Origin of the sequence: Fervidicola ferrireducens, assembly GCF_001562425.1 — a bacterium.
GTDB lineage: Bacteria > Bacillota > Thermosediminibacteria > Thermosediminibacterales > Thermosediminibacteraceae > Fervidicola > Fervidicola ferrireducens.
The window spans coordinates 41434-61803 of the sequence record NZ_LOED01000013.1 but is presented as its reverse complement, the minus strand read 5'-3'; the positions used below and the strand labels follow the sequence as shown (position 1 = coordinate 61803).

The 20370-nt window shown below is 42.5% G+C and carries 19 protein-coding genes and 1 pseudogene; 2 read left to right on the top strand and 18 right to left on the bottom strand.

The features are described 5' to 3' along the window. Positions 1 to 272: 272 nt before the first annotated feature. From AN618_RS13315 to AN618_RS06415, 13 genes are all read right to left on the bottom strand, one after another. Positions 273 to 527 carry a hypothetical protein gene (locus AN618_RS13315; protein WP_066353302.1) on the bottom strand — a complete coding sequence of 85 codons (255 nt, stop codon included), beginning with the start codon at positions 525 to 527 and terminating at the stop codon, positions 273 to 275. Positions 528 to 735: 208 nt separating this feature from the next. After that, positions 736 to 1836 (bottom strand): Druantia anti-phage system protein DruA, encoded by a 1101-nt coding sequence (locus tag AN618_RS06475; RefSeq protein ID WP_066353311.1) that lies wholly within the window; start codon positions 1834 to 1836, stop codon positions 736 to 738. A 45-nt stretch (positions 1837 to 1881) separates the two neighbouring features. After that, positions 1882 to 3882 carry an ATP-binding protein gene (locus AN618_RS06470; RefSeq protein WP_066353301.1) on the bottom strand — a complete coding sequence of 667 codons (2001 nt, stop codon included), beginning with the start codon at positions 3880 to 3882 and terminating at the stop codon, positions 1882 to 1884. A gap of 21 nt (positions 3883 to 3903) precedes the next feature. Then, positions 3904 to 4932: a DNA double-strand break repair nuclease NurA gene (locus AN618_RS06465; RefSeq protein ID WP_066353300.1), complete on the bottom strand. Its 1029-nt coding sequence runs from the start codon at positions 4930 to 4932 to the stop codon at positions 3904 to 3906. Positions 4933 to 5118: 186 nt separating this feature from the next. Then, positions 5119 to 5532 (bottom strand): RusA family crossover junction endodeoxyribonuclease, encoded by a 414-nt coding sequence (locus tag AN618_RS06460; protein WP_066353299.1) that lies wholly within the window; start codon positions 5530 to 5532, stop codon positions 5119 to 5121. A gap of 28 nt (positions 5533 to 5560) precedes the next feature. Continuing rightward, positions 5561 to 7432: a VirB4 family type IV secretion system protein gene (locus tag AN618_RS06455; RefSeq protein ID WP_066353298.1), complete on the bottom strand. Its 1872-nt coding sequence runs from the start codon at positions 7430 to 7432 to the stop codon at positions 5561 to 5563. Further along, on the bottom strand, positions 7380 to 8198 hold the full coding sequence (locus tag AN618_RS06450) for a hypothetical protein (protein WP_066353296.1): 819 nt from the start codon (positions 8196 to 8198) through the stop codon (positions 7380 to 7382). Before AN618_RS06450 ends, AN618_RS06455 begins: the two co-directional genes overlap by 53 nt. A gap of 30 nt (positions 8199 to 8228) precedes the next feature. Continuing rightward, on the bottom strand, positions 8229 to 9530 hold the full coding sequence (iscB, locus tag AN618_RS06445; RefSeq protein ID WP_245628430.1) for an RNA-guided endonuclease IscB: 1302 nt from the start codon (positions 9528 to 9530) through the stop codon (positions 8229 to 8231). Positions 9531 to 9756: 226 nt separating this feature from the next. Beyond that, on the bottom strand, positions 9757 to 10080 hold the full coding sequence (locus AN618_RS06440) for a PrgI family mobile element protein (protein ID WP_066353292.1): 324 nt from the start codon (positions 10078 to 10080) through the stop codon (positions 9757 to 9759). Positions 10081 to 10105: 25 nt separating this feature from the next. Then, positions 10106 to 10441, bottom strand: a complete 336-nt coding sequence (locus AN618_RS06435) for a pilin (RefSeq protein ID WP_157081651.1) — start codon at positions 10439 to 10441, stop codon at positions 10106 to 10108. A gap of 65 nt (positions 10442 to 10506) precedes the next feature. Further along, complete coding sequence (locus AN618_RS06430) at positions 10507 to 10830, bottom strand: hypothetical protein (protein WP_066353288.1); 324 nt, start codon at positions 10828 to 10830, stop codon at positions 10507 to 10509. 308 nt (positions 10831 to 11138) lie between these two features. Further along, positions 11139 to 12770 carry a DnaJ-like cysteine-rich domain-containing protein gene (locus AN618_RS06420; protein ID WP_157081650.1) on the bottom strand — a complete coding sequence of 544 codons (1632 nt, stop codon included), beginning with the start codon at positions 12768 to 12770 and terminating at the stop codon, positions 11139 to 11141. Between the two features lie 269 nt (positions 12771 to 13039). Then, a complete protein-coding gene (locus tag AN618_RS06415) occupies positions 13040 to 14149 on the bottom strand; it encodes a helix-turn-helix transcriptional regulator (protein WP_066353284.1) in 1110 nt (369 codons plus the stop codon). 220 nt (positions 14150 to 14369) lie between these two features. Between AN618_RS06415 and AN618_RS06410 the strand changes: the two genes are divergently transcribed. Beyond that, positions 14370 to 14843 (top strand): helix-turn-helix domain-containing protein, encoded by a 474-nt coding sequence (locus AN618_RS06410; protein ID WP_083515091.1) that lies wholly within the window; start codon positions 14370 to 14372, stop codon positions 14841 to 14843. Continuing rightward, positions 14821 to 15723, top strand: coding sequence for an ImmA/IrrE family metallo-endopeptidase (locus AN618_RS06405; protein ID WP_066353282.1), 903 nt, complete (start codon positions 14821 to 14823; stop codon positions 15721 to 15723). The genes AN618_RS06410 and AN618_RS06405 overlap by 23 nt, the downstream gene beginning before the upstream one ends. A gap of 84 nt (positions 15724 to 15807) precedes the next feature. Here AN618_RS06405 and AN618_RS06400 read toward each other — a convergent pair whose 3' ends face one another. The 5 genes and pseudogenes from AN618_RS06400 to AN618_RS06380 form a co-directional block, all read right to left on the bottom strand. After that, entirely contained in the window at positions 15808 to 16791 is a 984-nt protein-coding gene (locus AN618_RS06400; RefSeq protein ID WP_066353280.1) for a hypothetical protein, read from the bottom strand. 10 nt (positions 16792 to 16801) lie between these two features. Further along, on the bottom strand, positions 16802 to 17668 hold the full coding sequence (locus AN618_RS06395; RefSeq protein WP_066353279.1) for a tyrosine-type recombinase/integrase: 867 nt from the start codon (positions 17666 to 17668) through the stop codon (positions 16802 to 16804). Between the two features lie 170 nt (positions 17669 to 17838). After that, positions 17839 to 18870: a stalk domain-containing protein gene (locus tag AN618_RS06390; RefSeq protein ID WP_066353278.1), complete on the bottom strand. Its 1032-nt coding sequence runs from the start codon at positions 18868 to 18870 to the stop codon at positions 17839 to 17841. Further along, a complete protein-coding gene (locus AN618_RS06385; RefSeq protein WP_066353277.1) occupies positions 18867 to 19259 on the bottom strand; it encodes a hypothetical protein in 393 nt (130 codons plus the stop codon). The genes AN618_RS06390 and AN618_RS06385 overlap by 4 nt, the downstream gene beginning before the upstream one ends. A gap of 522 nt (positions 19260 to 19781) precedes the next feature. Beyond that, positions 19782 to 20353, bottom strand: a pseudogene (locus AN618_RS06380) (transposase); the annotation flags it as partial. Between the last annotated feature and the right edge of the window lie 17 nt (positions 20354 to 20370).

Below are 20370 nucleotides of genomic sequence, written 5' to 3'. Positions count from 1 at the left end.
AACTTCCCGGGAGTCCGGCAACACCCTGTGGTGGGGGTTAAGGGGCGATAGGCAGGCGGGGTAACTCCCCCTCCCGGTATGTGCCTTAGGGCAAAAGCCCGAGGGACGGAAAACGCCGGGAAGCAGCCTGGCAGCCAGAGGCCTAAAGCCGGGGGAATATGGGTCTCCCCTGTTTAATAGGGGTGCTGGGCTGGTCAGACGGTGATGGAGGTAGCCGTCGGCCCCGACAGTATAATGCTCGTTGGGGTCTGCACAATGAGTACCTAACAAAGTTATAGATTGTTTAGCTTTGTATAGGGAAAATTGACCTCTTTTGTATTTTGTAACCTGCTGTTCAGTTTTGAAATCGAAAGTATATCAACCATCTTCCTTTCGGTTACAATATTAACTGCCGTCTCTATCCCTATCATCGAAAGAGTAAGGATAGAAACGGCAGTTCTACGATACATTACAGAACCGCCACGGGGAAGCCCTACCCTTTCATGTGGCTGCGTCTGATACGCCGATGCCAACGCTGCCTTGAACATACTCCTTCTGGGCTCCTCGAAGGGGCACGGGGCAGAGGCCATGCCCCAGAAGCCACTTGCCTTCCGGTGGGACTACCACCGCTGGGTGAGCCGCTTCGAATCTGCCGCCGGTACGCTTCATGCGACGAGCGGTAGCCGGATGGTGGCGTAAGTCACCTGAAGGAATCCCGCCCCTTCAGGGGGCGGGAGGAAGTCAAATTAACAGCCTTCATCGTAGAGCAAGTATCTCAAAACTGCAATCACATAATGCTGCTTCAGAAACATATAACTTCTCCAGCAGGTGATTCTTACGTGGCAAAACCCACCTTTGAAGCCAGTAATCTCTTGCTTCTTGAATGCTTATTAAGTTATATATAGGTTTTTCACTTTCTCCGAGCAAGTACTCTCGCCAATTTGTTGCGAGCGGACAAATATAATATCCTCGTTTCCAGTTAATCTCCAGAATATTTTCTTTAAACCCAAGAATTCTTAGTGCATCTCTTGTCATCCGCATTTTCCAGTTCGGACCCTGACCAAATTTGTATGTTCTGAATTTCTCCTCTGGCAGTATCTCCTTAATTACTTCCCATAACTCAGGCATTGTGAGATGCAGGTGACTTACACCATCCGTGTAACCAACAAAATTCCACCCTTTAAGTTTGTTATATATTGCTGATTTTCCAAAAGCTCCCATTGTATCTATCAGCACTAGTTCGGTTGGTTTAATCTGCTTTGTTATTATTGTTTTTTTGCCAGCATACTTTTCCTTAAATGCCTCCAGAATAGCTTTTGATCTACAAAGTAATGCTATAAGTTTAGCACCTAGCAGATAATTGTAAGGTGGCAAAGCCCCCAGAACGTATGCAGAAAGCACATGATAGAGCTTATCAGTTCTTGTTTTCTTGTCCCATCCAATGAATTTATCTCGAATTCCCAATCCAATCACTGGATCATTTAATCCGAGTATCCCAATTAACTTTGAGTTCTGCTTATCTAATATAAGGAATCTCATTCTTCTACCGTATCCTGAAGTAACAGGTACTGACCAAAAACTTGTTGCATACTTCCATAACTCAGCCTGCATTGGGGTTTGAACTTGGACAAGTTCTGGATATATTTTCTCGACTTCTACTTCCCAGGGTTGTGCAATATATTCGTTGTATTTTCTTGCAAGGTAAAAATATTTATGATTGGCGTTATTGGCAAGTTTATATTGAAGCTCCCGGATGTCAGTTACAATTGGTTTGTTGTTGCAGCCCAGTTCTATTCCGTATTGCTTTAAAATCTCGATAACTTTTCTTCTATACCTTGCTTTTTCTAAATCGGTCATTAACATTCTCTCCTCCCTGCTTCGTTACCGTACTGCATTGATCCTTTAATCGTTTTCCGATGTTTCTATTGATTCTAAGGAATATCTTTCAACATATGTTTTTCCTGGCTTTCTCACAGGTTTTATTACGTAATTTTTTCCTTCCACTTCAATTATAGTGTACTTTTCCTCAAGTACATGTATTATGTTTTTGCTAGGATATGGTTTTCCTCCCCCATAACTGTTTTTATAAATATTGTCATCGGGCAATTCTTTATTTATCTCTCCCCATAAATCTCTCCAACTGATATTTTTAATACCGTTCTTTATGAATTCCATCAATTTCTTTACAAATATCTCTTCGATTTCTTTTCGCTTATCAATGGGCTGTACGAAAGCCTTTCGTTTTGTGTTCACAACTGCAACTACATTGTTGAAGTTTTCGAGTTCAGTACATACAACCAATGGAAACGGTTTTATAAATTCCTCATAAACGTTGGAATAGATGTAGGCAGTACCTCGAATAGGCTCTTGCTGAATGTTTTCAGCATATAACTCATACTGTGGCGCTATAGAGCAAAGTTTGTGGACATCCTGATTTGTTAACAAATGCATAACAAAAAAATTATTTGTCTGGCTTAATATATTGTCATCAATAGCCGATGGTTGTTGGGTAACATAGATAAGCCCAAGTTTATACTTTCTCCCTTCTTTTGCCAATCTTATAATAGGGTCATTATCATCCCTGGCCTTATCTTGATTAAGATAATTTTGAGCTTCTTCAATAAGAAATAAACAATCAAGCATTGGCTGCTGGGTAACGTAAGCTTCACTATTGTAGTTAAGTATCTCACTAACAACAAATCTAGTAAGTCTGCTTATCACTTCATCGCCTACATTAGAGCAATTGAACACTATAATTTTCCCTTCTCTTATCCAATTAATTAGCTCTACTGGTATAGGAGAGTTTGGTGTGTAGTAGTATTTCACCACATTTTTAAGCACTCGCAATGCTGCTTCAACTTTTGAATAGTTAACGGATCTTGAAGACTGCATAAGCTTCTCAAGTTTGTCTATTAGGTCACTTAAGATTTGTATATCGTTTGGGTTTTGTATGTTTGCATAAACAAGCCGAATAATCTCTTTTATTGCGTCAGGAGTTGCGAAACACAAATGATCTAGTGCCTTAAGCTTTTTATCATCTTCACGAAGAAGGTGTTCTATTATTTTCCCAATCTCAATATCTTCTAAGTTGAACAGAACCTTGCTAACTTCAATTGATACAATACGTCCTTTTACTGTTACCCCCTCAATATATCCAGGCGATGTGGTCTGCCCCTGAACCGTTGTATTTTGTTCTTGGACAATTGGTTCCACCTCACAAAGCGACTTACTCCATTCGCTTGCATTTACATACTCACCGCTCCGATCAAATATGCAAACAGCTTTATTAGGATTATGAAGAGCATAGCCTGTTATAAGCGCTTTTGTTAAGTTGCTTTTACCATAACCGCTTTGTCCAAAAACAGCTGTTCTTCTGTTATCCAGTCTCCTCAAATTAAACTTAAAAGGAATATATCTAATACCCATATTTGAGGAAGGCACGGCAACTTTTATACCACCAACTACAAGATTGCCAATTTTAAATCCGTCGCTGTCTATCCCTGCTATTTCTATTAGTTCCTCTGATGTGGGGTATCTCACCTTCGCACCCCTGTTCGGGAGGTATCTGGGATAAGGACGAATTATGCCATCATAAAAAGTTCCTATTAACTTGCAAATAAACTCCGTTGCAAAGTACTTCTTTTTCTCGTTTTCTCCTATATCATCAACTGCCAGCAAATTCTTCACCTCAAGTTCATTTTCCCCAAGAATAATTTCTCTAGCTCCTTCAACGATTGCAAGCCATTTTACTTCTTCTTCAGGATTCTCAGAATATTCCTTTTCAATAACAATATAGTCCCCAAGGTTAGGTTTTTTATCTTTATTCTCGTAGGTAACTATAAATGTTAGCGTCCATTTATCTGGTATAGAAACTACTTTGCCAAGCTTTTCACCAAGAATCATCGGAAGAATACCCCCTTCCCCTTAGCTCTTCAAGTTCCTTTTAATTTCATTTGCTATTAGGTTAGAAACAAGATGAGTAACCTTTGACTGTTCATGAGCATGAGCAATTGGAATGGGTAATCCTATTGTATGTAAAGGCAATTTTCGGATGCCTATCGTATATAGCACTTGGATAATCTCAACTGCCCTATCTTCTTGCCACCCTGGTATTTCTATCATGCATAGGTTATCGAGTCGAGGTTTTTCAAGAAAACTTACGATATAGAGGTTGTCGCCAAAGGTTATTTCTCCTTCCCGATAGCGAATGTAATTATATGAAAGCTCCATGATTCTAGAACTATTCGGAATTCTTATAGCAAAAGGCCTTGTGAAATACTCTTCAAAATAAGGACGGATAATATCTTTTACGATATTTATCAATTTCCCTGATTTCGCGATACCAACGAGTACGTTATTTCGATTTTGACAAAGCTCCTTAATCTTTTCTCTAAGAACTACGTATGCACTATTAGGGTTACTTTTGACATACTTAATCACTTTATTGCGCAGTAAACCATCTTTTAGAACAATACAGCGTTTTTCCTCCGTCAAAACTCTAACAAGTACAGCCCACTCCGTTACATCTCGGAGAATTTTAACAAAGGAATCTTGGTCTTCGTCATTTGAACCTCCGATATAAGTTAAATCTTCCCACGTTGTTAAACTGAGGAAATCGAAAAAAAATTTGATAACTGGTTCCTCGTTTTTAAGTTTTTCCTTATAGTTTATCCATGCTTTTTCTGGTAAATCTGTAGGCACGACAATGTTTAGGTACACATTCCCCTCATCATCTGCACACTTAATGTAGCATGCATCAGTATATTCAAGTTCAATTTTTATATTACTCGCATCTACTGCAACTGCTTTATGTCTGTAGTGGGTTTCTGCCCTACTCAGATAGGTTATGTTGTGACTTATTTCTTCTTCGAACAACTTTTTCATATCGTCTCTTATTTCTTTTTCTATTTTCGCAATTTCTTCAATTCCTTTGATATCAGAGACTTTCAACACTACTACCACATCCTTTTAAAAGTGGTTTTTAATGTATAGGCGGTATGGGCACCTTGCAAATTTTACCTTAGTTTATATATACAACAAAGAAGACCAGTTTCCCTGCCAGTCTTATGTAGTCAAATTGATATTTTTTAAATTGTCTCAATGATAGCTTACCGAATAACTATTATGATTAAGCTGACTTCAGCGGTTCTGTAATTGATATTCTCTTATCATGACTTCTGCATATTCAGTTTTTGAACCCAATTTTTCAGCTATAATTCGCCTAACCTTGCTATCATCACTCCAAGCTATCCCATTTAACCCATCCAGTATTGCTTTGACTAGTTTGTCTATGTCTGGTTCTCTGCCGCCATTGATAAAAAACCTGCACTCAACCTCTATGTCGGTATCTATCTTTGTTACACCGCTTTTTTGAGCAAACCACCCAATCTTTTCCTTGTATTCAAGGTATCTTAATGCTTCCGGCCTTACAAATTTGCTTTTGTTCGTCATTCTTGGGGCTGGCACCGGCCTACCGGGGATAACGAAATGGTATTCCATCAAAAATTTTGCGCAGGGTATCCCAGGATATTTTTGAGATACCCTTCGCTTCACCCCCTTTCGCTTAATTGCTCGCCTACAATTAATCCTCTATCTCGGCATCTTTCCAGCCTAATATAAACTTTTTCTCATACAGTGTAGGTGTAAATATTACTGCTGCTACATGTTTACCTGCCCTAATTAATGCTTCACCGACCCCGGCTTTCTCAAGGAATGCTTTTTGTCCCGCAGAAAGTTTAAATGCTTCTGCAACGTCATCTATTTCTTCCGAGTTCTGCTGCATCAGTATATTCGTACCCATATTTGATATGACGGCTATTCCCTGAGGTGACGAAGTAAACTCTTTGAAGTTCTGGGTTGAGACGCAGAGGCTGCAGTTTCTCTTTCTTGCCCTTCTTGCCATATTTTCCAGAAAGTCCGCCGTATCCTTGTATTTCATAAACAGCCATGCCTCATCGACGACCACTATTTTTCTATTCTCCCTGTCCTTCTTCACGAATTCCTCCCAGACCCATGAGAGCACCACGTGCATTGCGAACGGCCTGAGGAACCTTTCTTCTAAACCTGACACGTCGAAGTTAATCAACCGGGCGTCCCTGAGGTCTACCTCCGATTCGCCGTCGAACAGCCCCATAGAGCCATCACGCAGGTATGGTTTCAGGAGCAGGAGCAGTTTTTCAACCTTTGGCCCCTTTGTCTTCAACCGTTCGTAGAAGGATGAAAGCGTCGGCATCCTTTTCTTTACGTAACCGGTAGTGTATATGCCGTCCTTTAGGATATTTTTCATCTCGTATAGTGAACCGGGGTTGGAATTAATCCCTCTTGCGGCGTATTCTTCGAACAGGCAGTCTTCGATAATCACCCTTTCTTCGGGGGTTAATGTTTCATGCTGTCCTTCGACCATTGTGGCGATGAGTCCTTTGAGATCCGCCACCTTTTCTTTGAGGTTTACGAACTCCTTTCCTTTTTCTTCGTCCGTCTCTATTTCGAACGGGTTGATATATCCGGGTTTGTCGGGTGACAGCTTTATGTTTATCCCTCCGAGGACTTCCACCATATTTCCGAATTCACCTTCGGCGTCGATAAACACCACTCTTGTACCGAGCAAAGCTGCCCTAGCGGTCATCAATTTTACCGCCGTTGTCTTACCCGCACCTGTCGTCGCTATCAATAGCATGTGAGGGTTTGAGAGGATGGGTTTCCCTGCGAAGGGGTTATAGAACACCGGCGTGCCGGTATAGTAGTTGACGCCGAGGAATATCCCGTTTTTGTGCGCCATATCTGCGCAATCGAACGGCATGAGCGCCGTTGCCGCATTGAGGTCGAAGTTCCGATATATGTGCATTAATTTATTCTGTGCTATTGGCGATATAGTAAGCACCGCATCGTCCTGGCGCAGGAAGGCCTGCCTCACGTGTACCGCCCGTCCCCCGAGGCGCTCTATGGTTATCTTTGTCTTCCTCTCCAGTTCTTCAAGCGTATCTGCAGCGATCATGAAGAATATTGACACGTAATACATCTTATTCCTGTTGGTCTGGATTTCTTCCCTTAGCTGCCATGCGTCTTCCAGGGTGAGTTTTATCAGGGAAGCGTTTGTGTAGTCGCCCCGCTTTTCATCGAGTATTTGTGCGGCCATGAGGTTGTTTATCTTCTGGGTGAGTTCCTGTATCACTTCCCTGTCATCGCCCGGATAGACGTAGATGGACACGTCCACATCGCCGATGCTGTAAAGCTCATCGAGCCAGCCGACGAAGACCGTAGAAGGCACCTGGCTCACGAAGAAGGCCCTTACGTATCTGTCCGAACCGAGCTGAACGTAGCTTTCCGTGACTTTTATCCCATCTGGACATACTAAGTCTCTTATGTCGCTGATGCCGCCCGATAAAGTATGTTTGAATCCGTCATCTTTCTGCGTATTCTGTTGTTTCTTCAAAACTCTCCCGAAGATTGCCAATGCCGACCCCCCTTACGTATGACTCTGTGAAGCCGTATTGTTCAGCATCCGAGATTTTCATCGTCACGGCCTTTTCTTTGTTGTAGAAGATGTAGAGCACTTCTGCGGCTTCGAGACTGGAGAGCGTCCTGCACTCTATCCACTTGGAAAGCTCGGCTACAACTATGTCACGCCGCCTGTAAAGCTCTCTTACGGCTTCGTTGAAGTCGCTGTTGTTATAGGGTATAACGATATAGCTCTTTTTTATCATCACGTTTTTAGCGCCGGTCCAGCGCATGAGGCTGTCGGCCAGACTCATACCGTATTCCTGGAGCTGCGGTGGAAGCTCGGCAAGTTTTCCGGTCATATACCTTACCTCTTCGTCCAGGTCGAGCAGCCTCGTCTGTATGTAGAACTGTACCGGGAATGAGAGCGACCTGAGGAGACTCCTGAAATACGCTTCGATCTTTTCCTGCTCTTCCTCGCTGAGCAGATAGAAATTTACCGTCCCCACCACTTCAACTATCAGCCTGTATTCGTTGTTAGGCAGTATGATAATGCCGTTTTTTATGTCCTGGAAGCCGATGAAATGCTGGGCTGACTGTAGTGTTTTCTTTTGACGCATTGGCAAAATTTTGTTTTGCCCAGCTTTTCCTTGCGAGCCTGAACGGTCGTTAGACAGGATTTTTTCTTTTTGCTTATTGATGAGAAATATGGCTGCCGCCCCAGCAATAAGGGCGGCTGCGAAGAGGAAGTCGATATGCGCCACCACCTTTCCTAACTGCACTTAAAGAAAAATGCGAGAAGTCTCCACCTTCTACAAGGTGGAGATGAATCGCTCACAAATGTAGTTATTATTTCTGTACATCAGTTGTAGTTTTTTGGGATTTATTTGTTTGTATTTATCAGACAATTGCAAATAATTACCATAGATGTCTTGTATATATACCCAATTGTTCGTAAAACCACTGATAAACCCTGTCTTATCGATGTCTGATATATATACCTTGTCCCATAAACACCACTTCTTGCCGTTAATTGCTATTTCCTTTGTATTTTTACTGTTACGTTTTGCTTCTTTGTTTGGTTCTTTCCTGCCTTTACGTGGTATCTCTTCATGCAGGCTCCTCTTTTTCTTGCGAACCTGCTTTATATAGTACCATACGTTATCCTGCCATCTTGGTTTTATCCCTGCTATTGCCATAGCATCGTCTATGTGCGATTTTCCCAATCCCCATTCCCTGCGTGTCCTTCTGGTATATAAACCAAATATATATCCCGTAGATGCTATTTTCTGTAACATCGGAACAAGGTAATCTTTCAGGACATTCATAAATGCTACTGGACGGAAATCCTCGATTTTAGGTGGTTGTTGCCCAGTAAACTGTTCATAATTCATGTGCCCTTTTGCTGTATTATGAGCTTCACAACAACAAACCAAATTTGACGGATTGTCTGCCCCACCTTTGCTTCTTGGAATAATGTGATCTACTGTCAATTTGCCCGAACATGGTATATCGGGTCTTAACTTGGCATAATGGCACTTAAAACCATCTCTGATTTTCACATATTCCTTAACACTGTCAAAACCATGCATTCTGCCTTTTTGATATTCTTCACCATGAATGTTTGGATTGAGAATAGCCTGTACATCAAATTGTGTTACTTCTACTCTGATTTCTGTTATTGGAATTATCTGAGCAAGTTTTTTGATGAGATTGTAGTGTGCTTCTACTCTTGCCCTTATAGACGGTGGTAACCATCCTTCTGGTCTTCTGCGGTTAAGAAATCTGGGTTTGCGATAACGTGTTTTTCTATTCCTTCTTGCTCTTCTGAGCCTGCGCCTTGTTTCTATATTTTCTTTTATATCCTGCCTCAACTCTACCTGTGCCTTGTAAATCACCCTGCCGTCTTCAGTTGTAACTGCTATACCGATATTTTTACTTCCTGCATCAATTCCCACTATGCACTTCTGCTTATATCCGCTACTTCCATACAAAAGTTGAATTGTGAAAGGTTCTTTCTTAACTACTTTTGCTTTTCCCTGTTTCAGCAGTTTTCTTGCTTTTGATGGTTTGCACGGCATAAGGGGTTTCCCATGCTTATTAAGTACGAACACTAACAAGAAGTGTTCCTCCTTTCGGAGTTATTTTGCCCATCCCCAATGTTAGGCAGGCTTGTTATGCATGTACCACTGTCCCTACCCCTCAGGACTGTTTAGGTACATGCGACAGAGCATGGGACTTGGGCATCATCCCATGGTGTCATGACATGCCTAACGTAGCCCGATGGTCTTTCGACCCTGGCTGAGGGTAGTCAACTAAGGCTTTTGCAAGCCTCCACCTCTATAGGTGGTAGGTAGTTGACTCGGTTTTCCCGTAGCCATACGCTTTCTGCTTGGTCATGAACCTGAACTTTAACGCCAGGTACGTGTCAAAGTTCAAGCCGTATTTTTGTACTTTCCAGAAAGCAAGTAAAAGGAAGAACGAATAGAGTATTAATACGAAGGTGAAGGCGGCGCCCAGTCCAGCCATCCTGTACAACCGTGAAGCCAGGTCGTAAGTCAGCAGGGCACCGCCCAGCACGTATGCGAGCTGCCTTAAGGTCAACACTCCACCTATAATCTTCTGTTCTTCCGAAAGGAGTATTGGGGTCTTGTACGCACGCATGACGACAACTCCTTTTGCTGGTAGATTATAGCTTATCCGCCAGACCTTTTAGCACACCAGCAAGGCGATAAGCACCGAAAGCGATGATACCACCAATAATCGCATATTTGAGTCCGTCCATCGCTTCGGCTTTCCCTCTAGGATCTACGGAAAAGGCCAGCTTATAGCCGTTGTACATGAGAGCTCCTACGACAATTACTCCACCTATTGCTGTAAAGTACTTCAGGATAGTTACCAGGAAATTTATCACGCCCTGGACGTCTTTCGAGTTGACGCCCGGGTCGCCGCTGCTTGCGTTGGGGTTTATACTATCCTCACCTGCGGCGAAAACCGGTACTGCCATAGCAGTGATTGTTACCATTACGGCTAATATGGTTAAAGAAAGTACGAACAATCTAACCAGTTTTCTTTTTAAAGCCCTACCCATCATTTTACGCCGACATAGGCCAGCTGAGCGGCCTCGATATGTCGTCCCTCCTCTCCTTGTTCTAATTTTTGAATTACTGACGGAAGGTGGATGTTCTTGTTTTTCTTTGAATCCCTCCTTTGACATTGGATTTGGCAGAGTTCTGCAACCTTTTTCCTGATTTTGCCCGCGTCCAGGTTCAGCACGTCTGCGATAAACTCGAACCAGTCTTTCGTGAAGAATTCGATTGCATCGATTTTATCGGGGTCCTTGTTGGGAAGATTCTTCACATCCCACACTGCCTGCCTTATTATCCCAGCCGCTAATGCCCTATAGCCGTCCATATAGCCTCCGGAAGTTGTTAGTTTATTTTGATTATTCCGATTATTTCGAGCCCAACAACTTCCGAAAATACCCTCCTTTCTTGATTTTGATTGATTTTGGTAGCTCGGGAAAAGCTGATGGCAAAATCCCTCTTGACAAAAACAAAAACACCGGCTGCTAGAAGGCTGCTAGAAGCCGGTTTCGTTTCTTCCTGGGCCAAAGTGGTACGCGCGTACTACCCCCTGATTTGAGACAGATTTACCCAACCGGGGCTATTTTGTTCCCCACTTTGTTCCCTAGTTCTGAATTTTCCCTTGCTTCTAGCATATCAAAAGAGTATAATATTGTCAAGAGGGGTTGCCAGCGATTTGTCAACTTTTCCCGAGCCGCCGCACGTGCTGCAAAGCCGTGCGGTATTTTTTTCGGGATTGTAGAAGTAGCCTACTCCTTTGCAATCAGGGCAGGTGACTTTGACTTTGGCCTCAGCCCTTTTTGCGGCGGCCGGGAGCTGGTAGCCCTCCTTCAGAGCTGAAGTGAGGAACCCCTCCGGATTTTCGACAAAGTGGCGCTTGGCGTACTCAGCCATCACCTCCAGCTGCTTTTCGACATTAATCGCCTTATATTTCCGGCAAAGTTTTATGACAAACTTATCATTCCTGCGGCCGACTATCTCGGCAAATCTGATGCAGCAGTCCTTTATCTTGTTCAGGTCATGCAGTTTTTCGTCCTCCATTTTTTCTTTCACTGCTCCAGGATGAATGGACGAACGAGCAGCTTTTTCCTCTCCGTCGAAAGAAAGTCCGTTTATCCTGCTTTTTACTCCTCCAGCAGTTAATTTTAAAATACTGCCCTCGAATTTTTGCTCTGGTTCGATGGTACGTACCTCTGTCGCTGTTTCGTCTTTGGTCGGATGTACAGTACTTCTTTCGATTCCTTGCTTTGTACCGATTTGACTTGCTTTTGCCTCTATGTCAGAAAAGATATTCCTTCCAGCAGTGTTGTACTTTCCTTCAGTATGATAGAAGGAGTTTCGTTCGGTTTTTAGCTTTGTACCGATAGAAGTGGTGTTGATACCTATTCCTCCAGCAGTATTAAATGAACTTTCGAGTTTTTGCTTTGTATCGATAGTACGTACGTCGGTACCTATCCCCTCGGCAGTATGATAGGCGGTACTAAGTTTTGCTTTTTGCCTTTTAGCCGTGCTGTTGCCTTTAGCATATCTTGTAGCCGATAAGTTATCCACAGAGTTATCCACAAAGTTATCCACAACAACAACATTTTGATCGGTTCTCTTAGTACCTTGTATGGTACTCTGTACCTTTGGTGTGTTGTTGTTCTTTTTCATATCTTTCTTATAAGTTTCTTTCTTATAGTTTCTTTCTAGAGTACGGTGTTCACTTTTTATACATCTGTCGTCACTGCTTGTGAAATTAGCAGTCATTTTTTGCACGATATGGCCTTCAATGCCTTGATTTTCCGAGGTGTCACTTTTTATACATCTGGGTTCATCAGTTGTGGTGGCCCGGTCACTCTCTTCTCCACGTTTTCTTGTAGGCCTGTTGTCAGGGTCAGGGTTATCGTCGTTATCTCCTTCATAAGCGGCCATTTTTAGCCATTCTTCAAAGTCGGTCCTTTTGCCAGTCTTTTTATCTATCGCAAAGGTTTCTGCGGGGACATGAGGATTCATCCTGAGCATGTAGTACTTTTGAATTCTGCCGCCGTCGGTATTGTCCACGTAGCAAACGATAAAGTTATCCTCCATTGCTTTCTTAAGGGCCTTTACCACAGCACCGTGTGAAAGGCCGGTGCCGTTGTCCATCCTAGTCCCATCTTTCTTGAGCCTGCCGTGTTTGAACTCATCGAGGGTAATATGCTTGGCGATGCCGTATTCCTGATATCCCCATGTGTGCATGAGGATATAGAGTACAACTTTCAACTCAGCGCCGTTTAACTTTGCCATATGTTCGGCTAGCCAAGAACGCGGAATTTTGATATAATTACTACGAGGGATATCGAAATGAGTGAATGACATGTTTATCAACCTCCTGTCAATTTTTTGGTCCCTCGTATACGTATAAAAGGGGGAAAAATAAAAAAGGGCGCTGTGTGCGCCCCGATTTTTTTTACCAAAAACAGGGTGGTACGCGCGTACCACCCCTTGATTTGGCACAGACCTACCCATCCGGGGAGAGCTTGTTCCCCACTTCTGGGAATATATGTATTTTTCTCTTATTCTTGGGCACTCTTGTCAGTAATGAGCCTTATAGGAAACTCCTCAATGAAATCCTTGATATACACAATTCCGCCGCCTATATTTACTACATCTCCAATTCTCGCTGCCATGTGGGATATGCTGTAGTAGCTGGAATTTTGGGATATTATGATTTCCTCTGTATTCACCTCAAGAGTCTCATCATCGGTTTCTATAACCAGTGACTTTTCTCTGATTTTTACTACCTTTCCGGTTTTCTCGAACTTCACGGTTTTGGGATTTACAGGCTTGAGCGGATAAGCCTTTGCATGGCAGCCGTGATTCACGTGTCTCAGTGCTATCGCACCGTACCGCTCCAGCATGGCCTTTCGTTCCCGGTATATTTCCTGCAGGGCTTCTTGAGCTTTTCCGTTCAACGGCCTGAACGTATCGTCTTTGACGTGCGAGAAATACTCTTCAATTACGTCCGGGATGATTTTCCTCGCATCACTTTCGATGTATGTATACGTCTGGTGGCCTTTAGTGGCTAGAGCACGGAACGCTTTTGCGCGTTCATCCAGTAAGGCTTTTTTGGCTTCCCAGTAACCAGCGCCGAATATTGCCGCACAGATTAGCTTTATCTTTTCTTTCTTCTCTTCCATCGCCAGCGAGTAGCACATCGATACCAAATCGGGTGACATGGGTTTATTTCTCTCTTCTGATTTTCTAACGATTTCTTGCATTTCTTCTCTCGTAAGGGTATACTCTCTAATGGACGATACCTTTGTATTTTTGGCTTTGTATCCCCGGCTGATATAGGGCCGGGCTGTGCCCGCCGAGGTGCCGAGGACCTTGGCGGCATCTTTTATTTGGTAGCCGTTTCTCTTGAGGTAAGGGATTTGCTGCTGTTTCCCGTAAAGGTGCATGATGTCGGGATCTTCTTCAATTTCGCTAAGTGACGTTAAATTCTTGATTTTTTTGGTAATCCTTTTTAACTGAGTTCTTACGGTTTCGTAGCTTATCCCCGTGAGTTCGGATATTTTTCTTGGTTTATAACCTTCGAGATACATTTCATATATTTTCTTTTGCTGGGGGCTTAACGCACTCACCGCCAACATTTCACCGGAAACGTTGACAGTCGCCCGCATTCAGTTCACCGCCTGCCTTTCTGTAGTCATAATTTCGTAAACCTACAGTAATTGTACCTCAGCAGGCGGTATTTGACAACAGGTTTACTTATCATTGTAAACAAAATAGCCCGTTTATATCGCTAATTCTTTAATTTTTTCCGTTTTTCGAGTAAATACTTCTTTTTTTGTTATCTAAGAGTGTGATATAATAGTGTAAACAAAAAATATAAGGTGGGGAATGGTTATGCCAGAGGAAAGGGATATCCCGAAAATACACAGGATAGTAGCCGAAAAGATAAGGGAAGCTCGTGAAAAAGCCAAACTGTCGACACGCGAACTTGCCGAAGTATTGGACGTATCTCATACATATCTTTGGGCAATTGAAACCGGGCAAAGGCGGATTTATCTCGATTTTCTGGAGAAATTAGCTAAATATCTCGGCGTGCCGCCAGCCGATTTATTGAAAGAAGATGTGGAATTTGAAACTAATGAAATGGAAGATCGTCAGCTGGCAGAGCTCATCAAAGAATGGGAGGAAGCTAATCGAAGAGGAGACTTAATTTTACTTCTGCGTGAGTTCCGGAATCTGACGTCAGAGCAGATTCACTCTCTTGTCAAGGCAGTTAAGGCTATAAGATCCACACAGGAGAAACAAAGAACTGGAAATGTCGAGGAAGGCGATAATACCGATGAAAGTGGCGAAACACGATAACCTGCCTTTTAATTCTCCCGTTGTAAATGATGTTATTCCTACAGGTGGAAATAAGGCCATCGGTTATTCATCATGCGTAAATATCGCAAAAATAAAAAATGCGGCAGCAATGCTAAGGGACGCGTTAGCATCCTCTAGTATTACTCCGCCTTTCTCGATAGAAGAGGTTATACGCAACCTCATGGTCCAAAAAGACGGCAAGTGGTTTCCCGTAGAGCTGATAGAGACCGACTTGATACCGTATCGGGCAGAAGGCTTGACTTTTCTCGATGGCGATCGTATAAAAATTCTGATCGTAAAGAATTACAGGAAATTTTTCCCGGGAAATAGGATTGTCTGGACGCTAACCCACGAATTGAGCCACATCTGCCTCGGCCATGTATTCATAAAGAGTTCATCGCTAACACCTGGGGAGAGGTGGTTTTTTGACAAAGAAGCCAACAAGCTAGTTAGAGAGCTTCTTCTACCGACGCCGAGGCTAAAAGCCTGTATTTTCGAAGGAGAAAAGATAACTCCGCTTAAGCTACACTATTTTTCGTCTGTTTTTGGTGTTTCCAGACAAGCCATTAGAAACGCCCTTAAAGAGTATGGGATTATAGATAGCTTGTCTAAAGGTTGCAAGTGCCCGTTTTATCCGGATATACTCGAATGCTTAACTCGCGTTGCAAAGCAAAGGTGTTTGCAACGGAAGGAGCCGCTAAAGGAGTGTCTCGCTGCAACATACGATTCAGAAGTTAATGTGTCGGTTCAATTTTCAATAAAGAGTTTCTATATCTGGAGTATTCAAAATAACTCTCACATACCAATAGTGTTCAAGTGCTTCGATCTGTGCCCTTCGGAGATATCCTTGTTGTCTAATGTAAGAAAATACCTCAGATAATTCGGGATAATTACATTCATAATTATTATCTTTCCAAATTGCTACCTTTTCCTTTATTTTTTTCGTATATCATTTTTCCTCTCCCTACCTTTTAAAAGAATGTTTTGTTTGACCTTTCACTACGCTTCTGACGGGACTTTGTATACTGCCTTTGAGATATTCTATTTGATTTCTTAGCATGTGTATTTCTTCATTCAGCCTTGCCTTTTCAGCGCGTTCTTCGGCAAGCTGTCTTGCAAGTTTTTCCGCTCTACGGCGCTGCCTTGTTAATTCGTCACCCAACTGTTTTATCCTTTCCCAAAGCACACTCTGCGACCCCGATGTTTTACTTGGAATAACGACCGCTAGTTTTTCCGTCCTGTATTTTTCCAGTTCTTCCGGCAGCGGCAGGTTTAAAATAAGCCAGGTCACTCTTTCCCGTCCATACAGCCGGACATATTCTTCTACCGGCCACGTGTCGATCGGGACCCAGAGCAGTTCGAAATAGATCAGATGTGAATTCGCTTCCCGCCAAAGCCGCGCTTTTTCTTCGTCCGACTTAAATCTTTTCTCCGCGTCTTTGCGAAAACCTGCAGGGGAGGGATTTGCGATTATATCAGATATGCCAAGTTTCTTGTAGGCTATCTTCCATTCCATTTCATTTAACCACTTTAGAGCTTCCTGCCACCTGTCAAATGCCCAGTTTGTGTATTCCTGCCAGAATCTTTCCTCCTCCTGTTTAAAATAGGTCTCAAGTTTAGCCAGCCCCCTGTTGAGTTCGGCCTGTTCTTCAGGAGTCCTTGTGTAAGCATATCCGGCACCGCCACCGACAACCGGCATCTCTTCCGTGCCTATCCTTACCCTCTGGAAAGTAAAGTTTTTCCTGGCGTCGTGGAACAAAGCATACTCGGGCCAGTCTTCGCTGCCGCACTGCGGGCATTTAATCGGCATGACGGGAAGGTTATGATTTCCTAACTTTTGGTCCGCTTCCTCTAAAGAGTTGATAGTGCCGTAATCAACGACAAGTTGTCTCGCATATTTTCTGCACTTCCGGCAGTAGCGTTCGAAATAGACCTGAAGATGAAGCATGAAATCCCCCTCACAAGTGAAGTTTGCTTATCTTTTCGACAGCCTCTTCCTGTTCCCCATAGTCCGGCTTTAGATACACTGCCGTGGTATTGAGGTTAGCGTGTCCGAGGATCTGCTGGACTGTTACGATGTCGGCACCAGACTGCAACAGCCGCCTCGCAAAAGTATGCCTTAGCTGGTGTGGCGACACCTCTACCCCTGCATCCCTCGCATATCTCTTTATTATTCTGAATACCCCCGAAGGCGTCAGCGGCCCTCTTTCGCCGAGGAATAAACGCTCGTTATTTTCATCCGCTCTAGATTTGAGGTATTCGTTGAGGGCTTTCCTTGCATCACTGTTTAAGGGCACTTCGCGATACTTTTGGCCCTTGCCGTACCTCACGATGAGTTTACCTTTTCGCTCAGAAATCTGGATGTCCGAAAGCTTCAGCGAACACAGTTCCGATACCCTTATACCCGTATTTGCGAGCACTTCAAATATCGCTATATCCCTTTCATTCCCTTCTTTATAAAAACTTCTACGCAAACGGAGAAATTCCTTTTCCGACAAACTTTTCGGGGGAAGTGTAACTGCTGGAGGCGCTTCTACTTCTTTTGCAGGATTTTTTGTTATGATTTCCTGCTTGACAGCCCAGTCAAGGAATTTTCGGATAGCTTCGAGCTTTCTTTTTATTGATGCTGGCTTCAAATTTCTTATGCCCATCAGGTAAGACCTGTATCCCCTCACATCTATTTCTGTGATTTTGTCTGGAGAAAACTTTTCCTCCGTAGATTCTTCAAACCATTTCGCGAACTGTCGGAGATCGGAAATATAATTTTTTACCGTATGCAGGCTTTTGCCTTTGCTTGAAAGGTATTTTTGGTATAGCTCTAGCATAAAAATCCCTCTAAAAAGTTATATTGCCAATTTTATTAGGGATAATTGGGGTTGTTTTGGGGTTAATTATACCAAAATTTATTAGAATTTGCAGCATAAATGACATTATATTGCGAGATTATATTGCAAATAAACAGCCCAGGCTTATTATTCCCTGGGCAATTGCTTTCTTAAGGGTTACATACCTTGCATGGCTCATAACCCGCTTTTTGAGCTTCTTCTTCAGAATCGAACCATATCCTGTTCTCCGGTTTAATTTGCTCAGCCCATCTGCAGGTTGGCAGGTGATATTTATTGCTTTCTATGCTCCCCACATACTTTCCGGTGGTCTTCACGGGCTGCTCGTTCTGTCCTGCCCATAATCCCCTGCCAGCTTCTCGTGCTTCCCTTTCAGCAGCCGTGAATCTGTCCACATACTTCACATTAGGAGGGTAGGTGCTGACCTTTGCGTAGCCTTCTTTAACGAGTGTTTCGTTGAAAAGTTCCCCACCCACCCATATGTAAGCTAACAGTCTGCCGTATTGGTCTCTTTCCTGCACATCTAATTCGAGTTGAACATCTTTACCTTCCAACTTGCTCTTCGTGAAATTGCTGGCTTCCTTTCCGTAATATTCTACTTCCTTTTCGGGATGGACGGTCTCTGGAGTGTCGACACCTATCATCCTGACGGTTTCACGTTTGCCATCAATTTCCACTTCTACCGTATCGCCGTCAATCACTCTGACGACTCTTGCGGCAATTCTATTTTGGGTCGTTTTTTCGTCCTGGCTCTGGATATTCACTGTATTTGTTTTCCCATCCCAGCTAACTTGTGCTCCTAGGGCTTCTGCTACGAATCTCAGCGGAACCATCGTCCTGCCGGAAATTATTTTGGGTGACACGTCTAGATGTATTTTTGCTCCGTTTTTCAAAGCTGTATTTTGTCCTATCGTCAGCTTAATAGTCGCTCCATTTTTTTGAGCGGTAATAGTTTTCGTATTGCCGTCCCAATAAACTGTAGCACCCAAGGCTTCAAAGATGCCCCTTAAAGGAACCAAAGTTCTCCCATCGATAACAACGGGATTTGTGTCAATTTTGAGTTCAGTTCCATTAATTATAACTTTCGGGACAGCGGCTATTGCTGGCAAATAAAAACACGAAAGAATAAAAATCAATACTATCGCTGAAACCGCATATTTTAACGTGATACTCCGTTTTTTCATCTATCCCCCCTCCTAAAGTTAACTTGGTTTAAAAAGATTTCTATCGACCTTTTAATAATCTCCGTTCGTGAAATTCCGTGTTTATTGCTTATTTCTGCAATTCTATTCGCTTGTTCCTCGCTTAAATTTACTGTACTTCTGTGTTTTCTATGTACTAGTTCGTCACTCATTTCTTCTTTATCTTTGAGTTTTTCTAGTTGTGCCTCATCGAAAATCACATAATTCAGAGCCATCCTTATGATATTTGACACTGTCATTTTCGTTTCTTTAGCTCTTTTCAAAAGTTGTTTGTAACATTCTTTAGTTACCCAAAACTTAGTTTTATAAGGTCGTGGCTCATGAAAACTATCTACCATAATATTCTGCTTTATCACTAACATATTTTTCATGTGGGAATTATACCAACATTCTCAAAAGCAGGAAGGCCGCTGGAAATATATACCTCTACATCGACGATGAAGCTTTCGATACCGTATATGGCGCAACTTTTTAACGAAGCAAGCATTTTGTCCTCCTACCTAATAAGCAAACTATTTTCTAAAATTCGCCATAATTATGGATTTTCCTTCTGGAAGATGAAAAATTGTTTGGGTATATTACTACTTTAGTATATAGTAAAAATAGCAAAAGCAGAGGGTCACAAAAAAATAATGACCTCACCCTCTTCCAGCAGTTCGAGTTAAAACTCTGAAGGAGAGGCAAGGCCAATTAATACAATTTTATCCGCTGGTAAAGCAATCTTATTTCCAAACTAAACATAGAAGGTTAGCAAGAAAATAGATTACGTTCAAAAATGATTTTGAACATTAACAAGTAGAATATGCTCAATCATTAAACCAGAAAAAAGGCAATAATAATCTAATCAATGCCACAAGGCATCAGTGGGAAAATTTTATAAATTAAATCAAAACTTAAATCGATTGAGGAACTATAACTTCTAAACCAAACTTTTTGGCCCATTGATAAGCCGTTTAACACGAATTATTTCCTGCTTTCTCCTTACTTCATCAAAAACTTTTTCGTCGTAATCAGTATTATTTTTTAGCATATTATAGATGATAACCAGCAATTTCCGAGTAAGAGCTACTATCGCTTTCTTTCCTCCGCGGCGCTGCTTTACCTTCCAATACCATGGTGGCAAGGTATGAGTCCCTTATTTGAGTTACACATACCATGGTGGCAAGGTATGAGTCCCTTATTTGAGTTACACACCATGCAACTTCACAAAGTATTCTTTTGATGTAAGTGTTACCCTTTGTTACTCGAGTGGACTTTTTTTCCCTGCACTTTCATTATTGCCGGGACTTAATCCTGCCCACGAACAAATATACTCTGCTGTTTTAAATTTGCTCATATCTATACCAATTTCAGCAATTATTGCAGCAGCTGCCGTTTTATCTATACTGGGTATGCCATCAAATTGCTCAATCTGCCTTTTTAATTTTTATTTTTCAAGCTCAGAATTAATGTTTTCTTCTATTTCGCGGGCTTCCATTTGAA

Coding starts and splice junctions, on each gene's coding strand:
- AN618_RS13315 (WP_066353302.1), bottom strand. CDS start 527: ATGTTCAAGGCAGCGTTGGCATCGGCGTATCAGACGCAGCCACATGAA.
- AN618_RS06475 (WP_066353311.1), bottom strand. CDS start 1,836: ATGACCGATTTAGAAAAAGCAAGGTATAGAAGAAAAGTTATCGAGATT.
- AN618_RS06470 (WP_066353301.1), bottom strand. CDS start 3,882: ATGATTCTTGGTGAAAAGCTTGGCAAAGTAGTTTCTATACCAGATAAA.
- AN618_RS06440 (WP_066353292.1), bottom strand. CDS start 10,080: ATGCGTGCGTACAAGACCCCAATACTCCTTTCGGAAGAACAGAAGATT.
- AN618_RS06435 (WP_157081651.1), bottom strand. CDS start 10,441: ATGGTAACAATCACTGCTATGGCAGTACCGGTTTTCGCCGCAGGTGAG.
- AN618_RS06430 (WP_066353288.1), bottom strand. CDS start 10,830: ATGGACGGCTATAGGGCATTAGCGGCTGGGATAATAAGGCAGGCAGTG.
- AN618_RS06420 (WP_157081650.1), bottom strand. CDS start 12,770: ATGGCAAAGTTAAACGGCGCTGAGTTGAAAGTTGTACTCTATATCCTC.
- AN618_RS06415 (WP_066353284.1), bottom strand. CDS start 14,149: ATGCGGGCGACTGTCAACGTTTCCGGTGAAATGTTGGCGGTGAGTGCG.
- AN618_RS06410 (WP_083515091.1), top strand. CDS start 14,370: ATGGTTATGCCAGAGGAAAGGGATATCCCGAAAATACACAGGATAGTA.
- AN618_RS06405 (WP_066353282.1), top strand. CDS start 14,821: ATGAAAGTGGCGAAACACGATAACCTGCCTTTTAATTCTCCCGTTGTA.
- AN618_RS06400 (WP_066353280.1), bottom strand. CDS start 16,791: ATGCTTCATCTTCAGGTCTATTTCGAACGCTACTGCCGGAAGTGCAGA.
- AN618_RS06395 (WP_066353279.1), bottom strand. CDS start 17,668: ATGCTAGAGCTATACCAAAAATACCTTTCAAGCAAAGGCAAAAGCCTG.
- AN618_RS06390 (WP_066353278.1), bottom strand. CDS start 18,870: ATGAAAAAACGGAGTATCACGTTAAAATATGCGGTTTCAGCGATAGTA.
- AN618_RS06385 (WP_066353277.1), bottom strand. CDS start 19,259: ATGAAAAATATGTTAGTGATAAAGCAGAATATTATGGTAGATAGTTTT.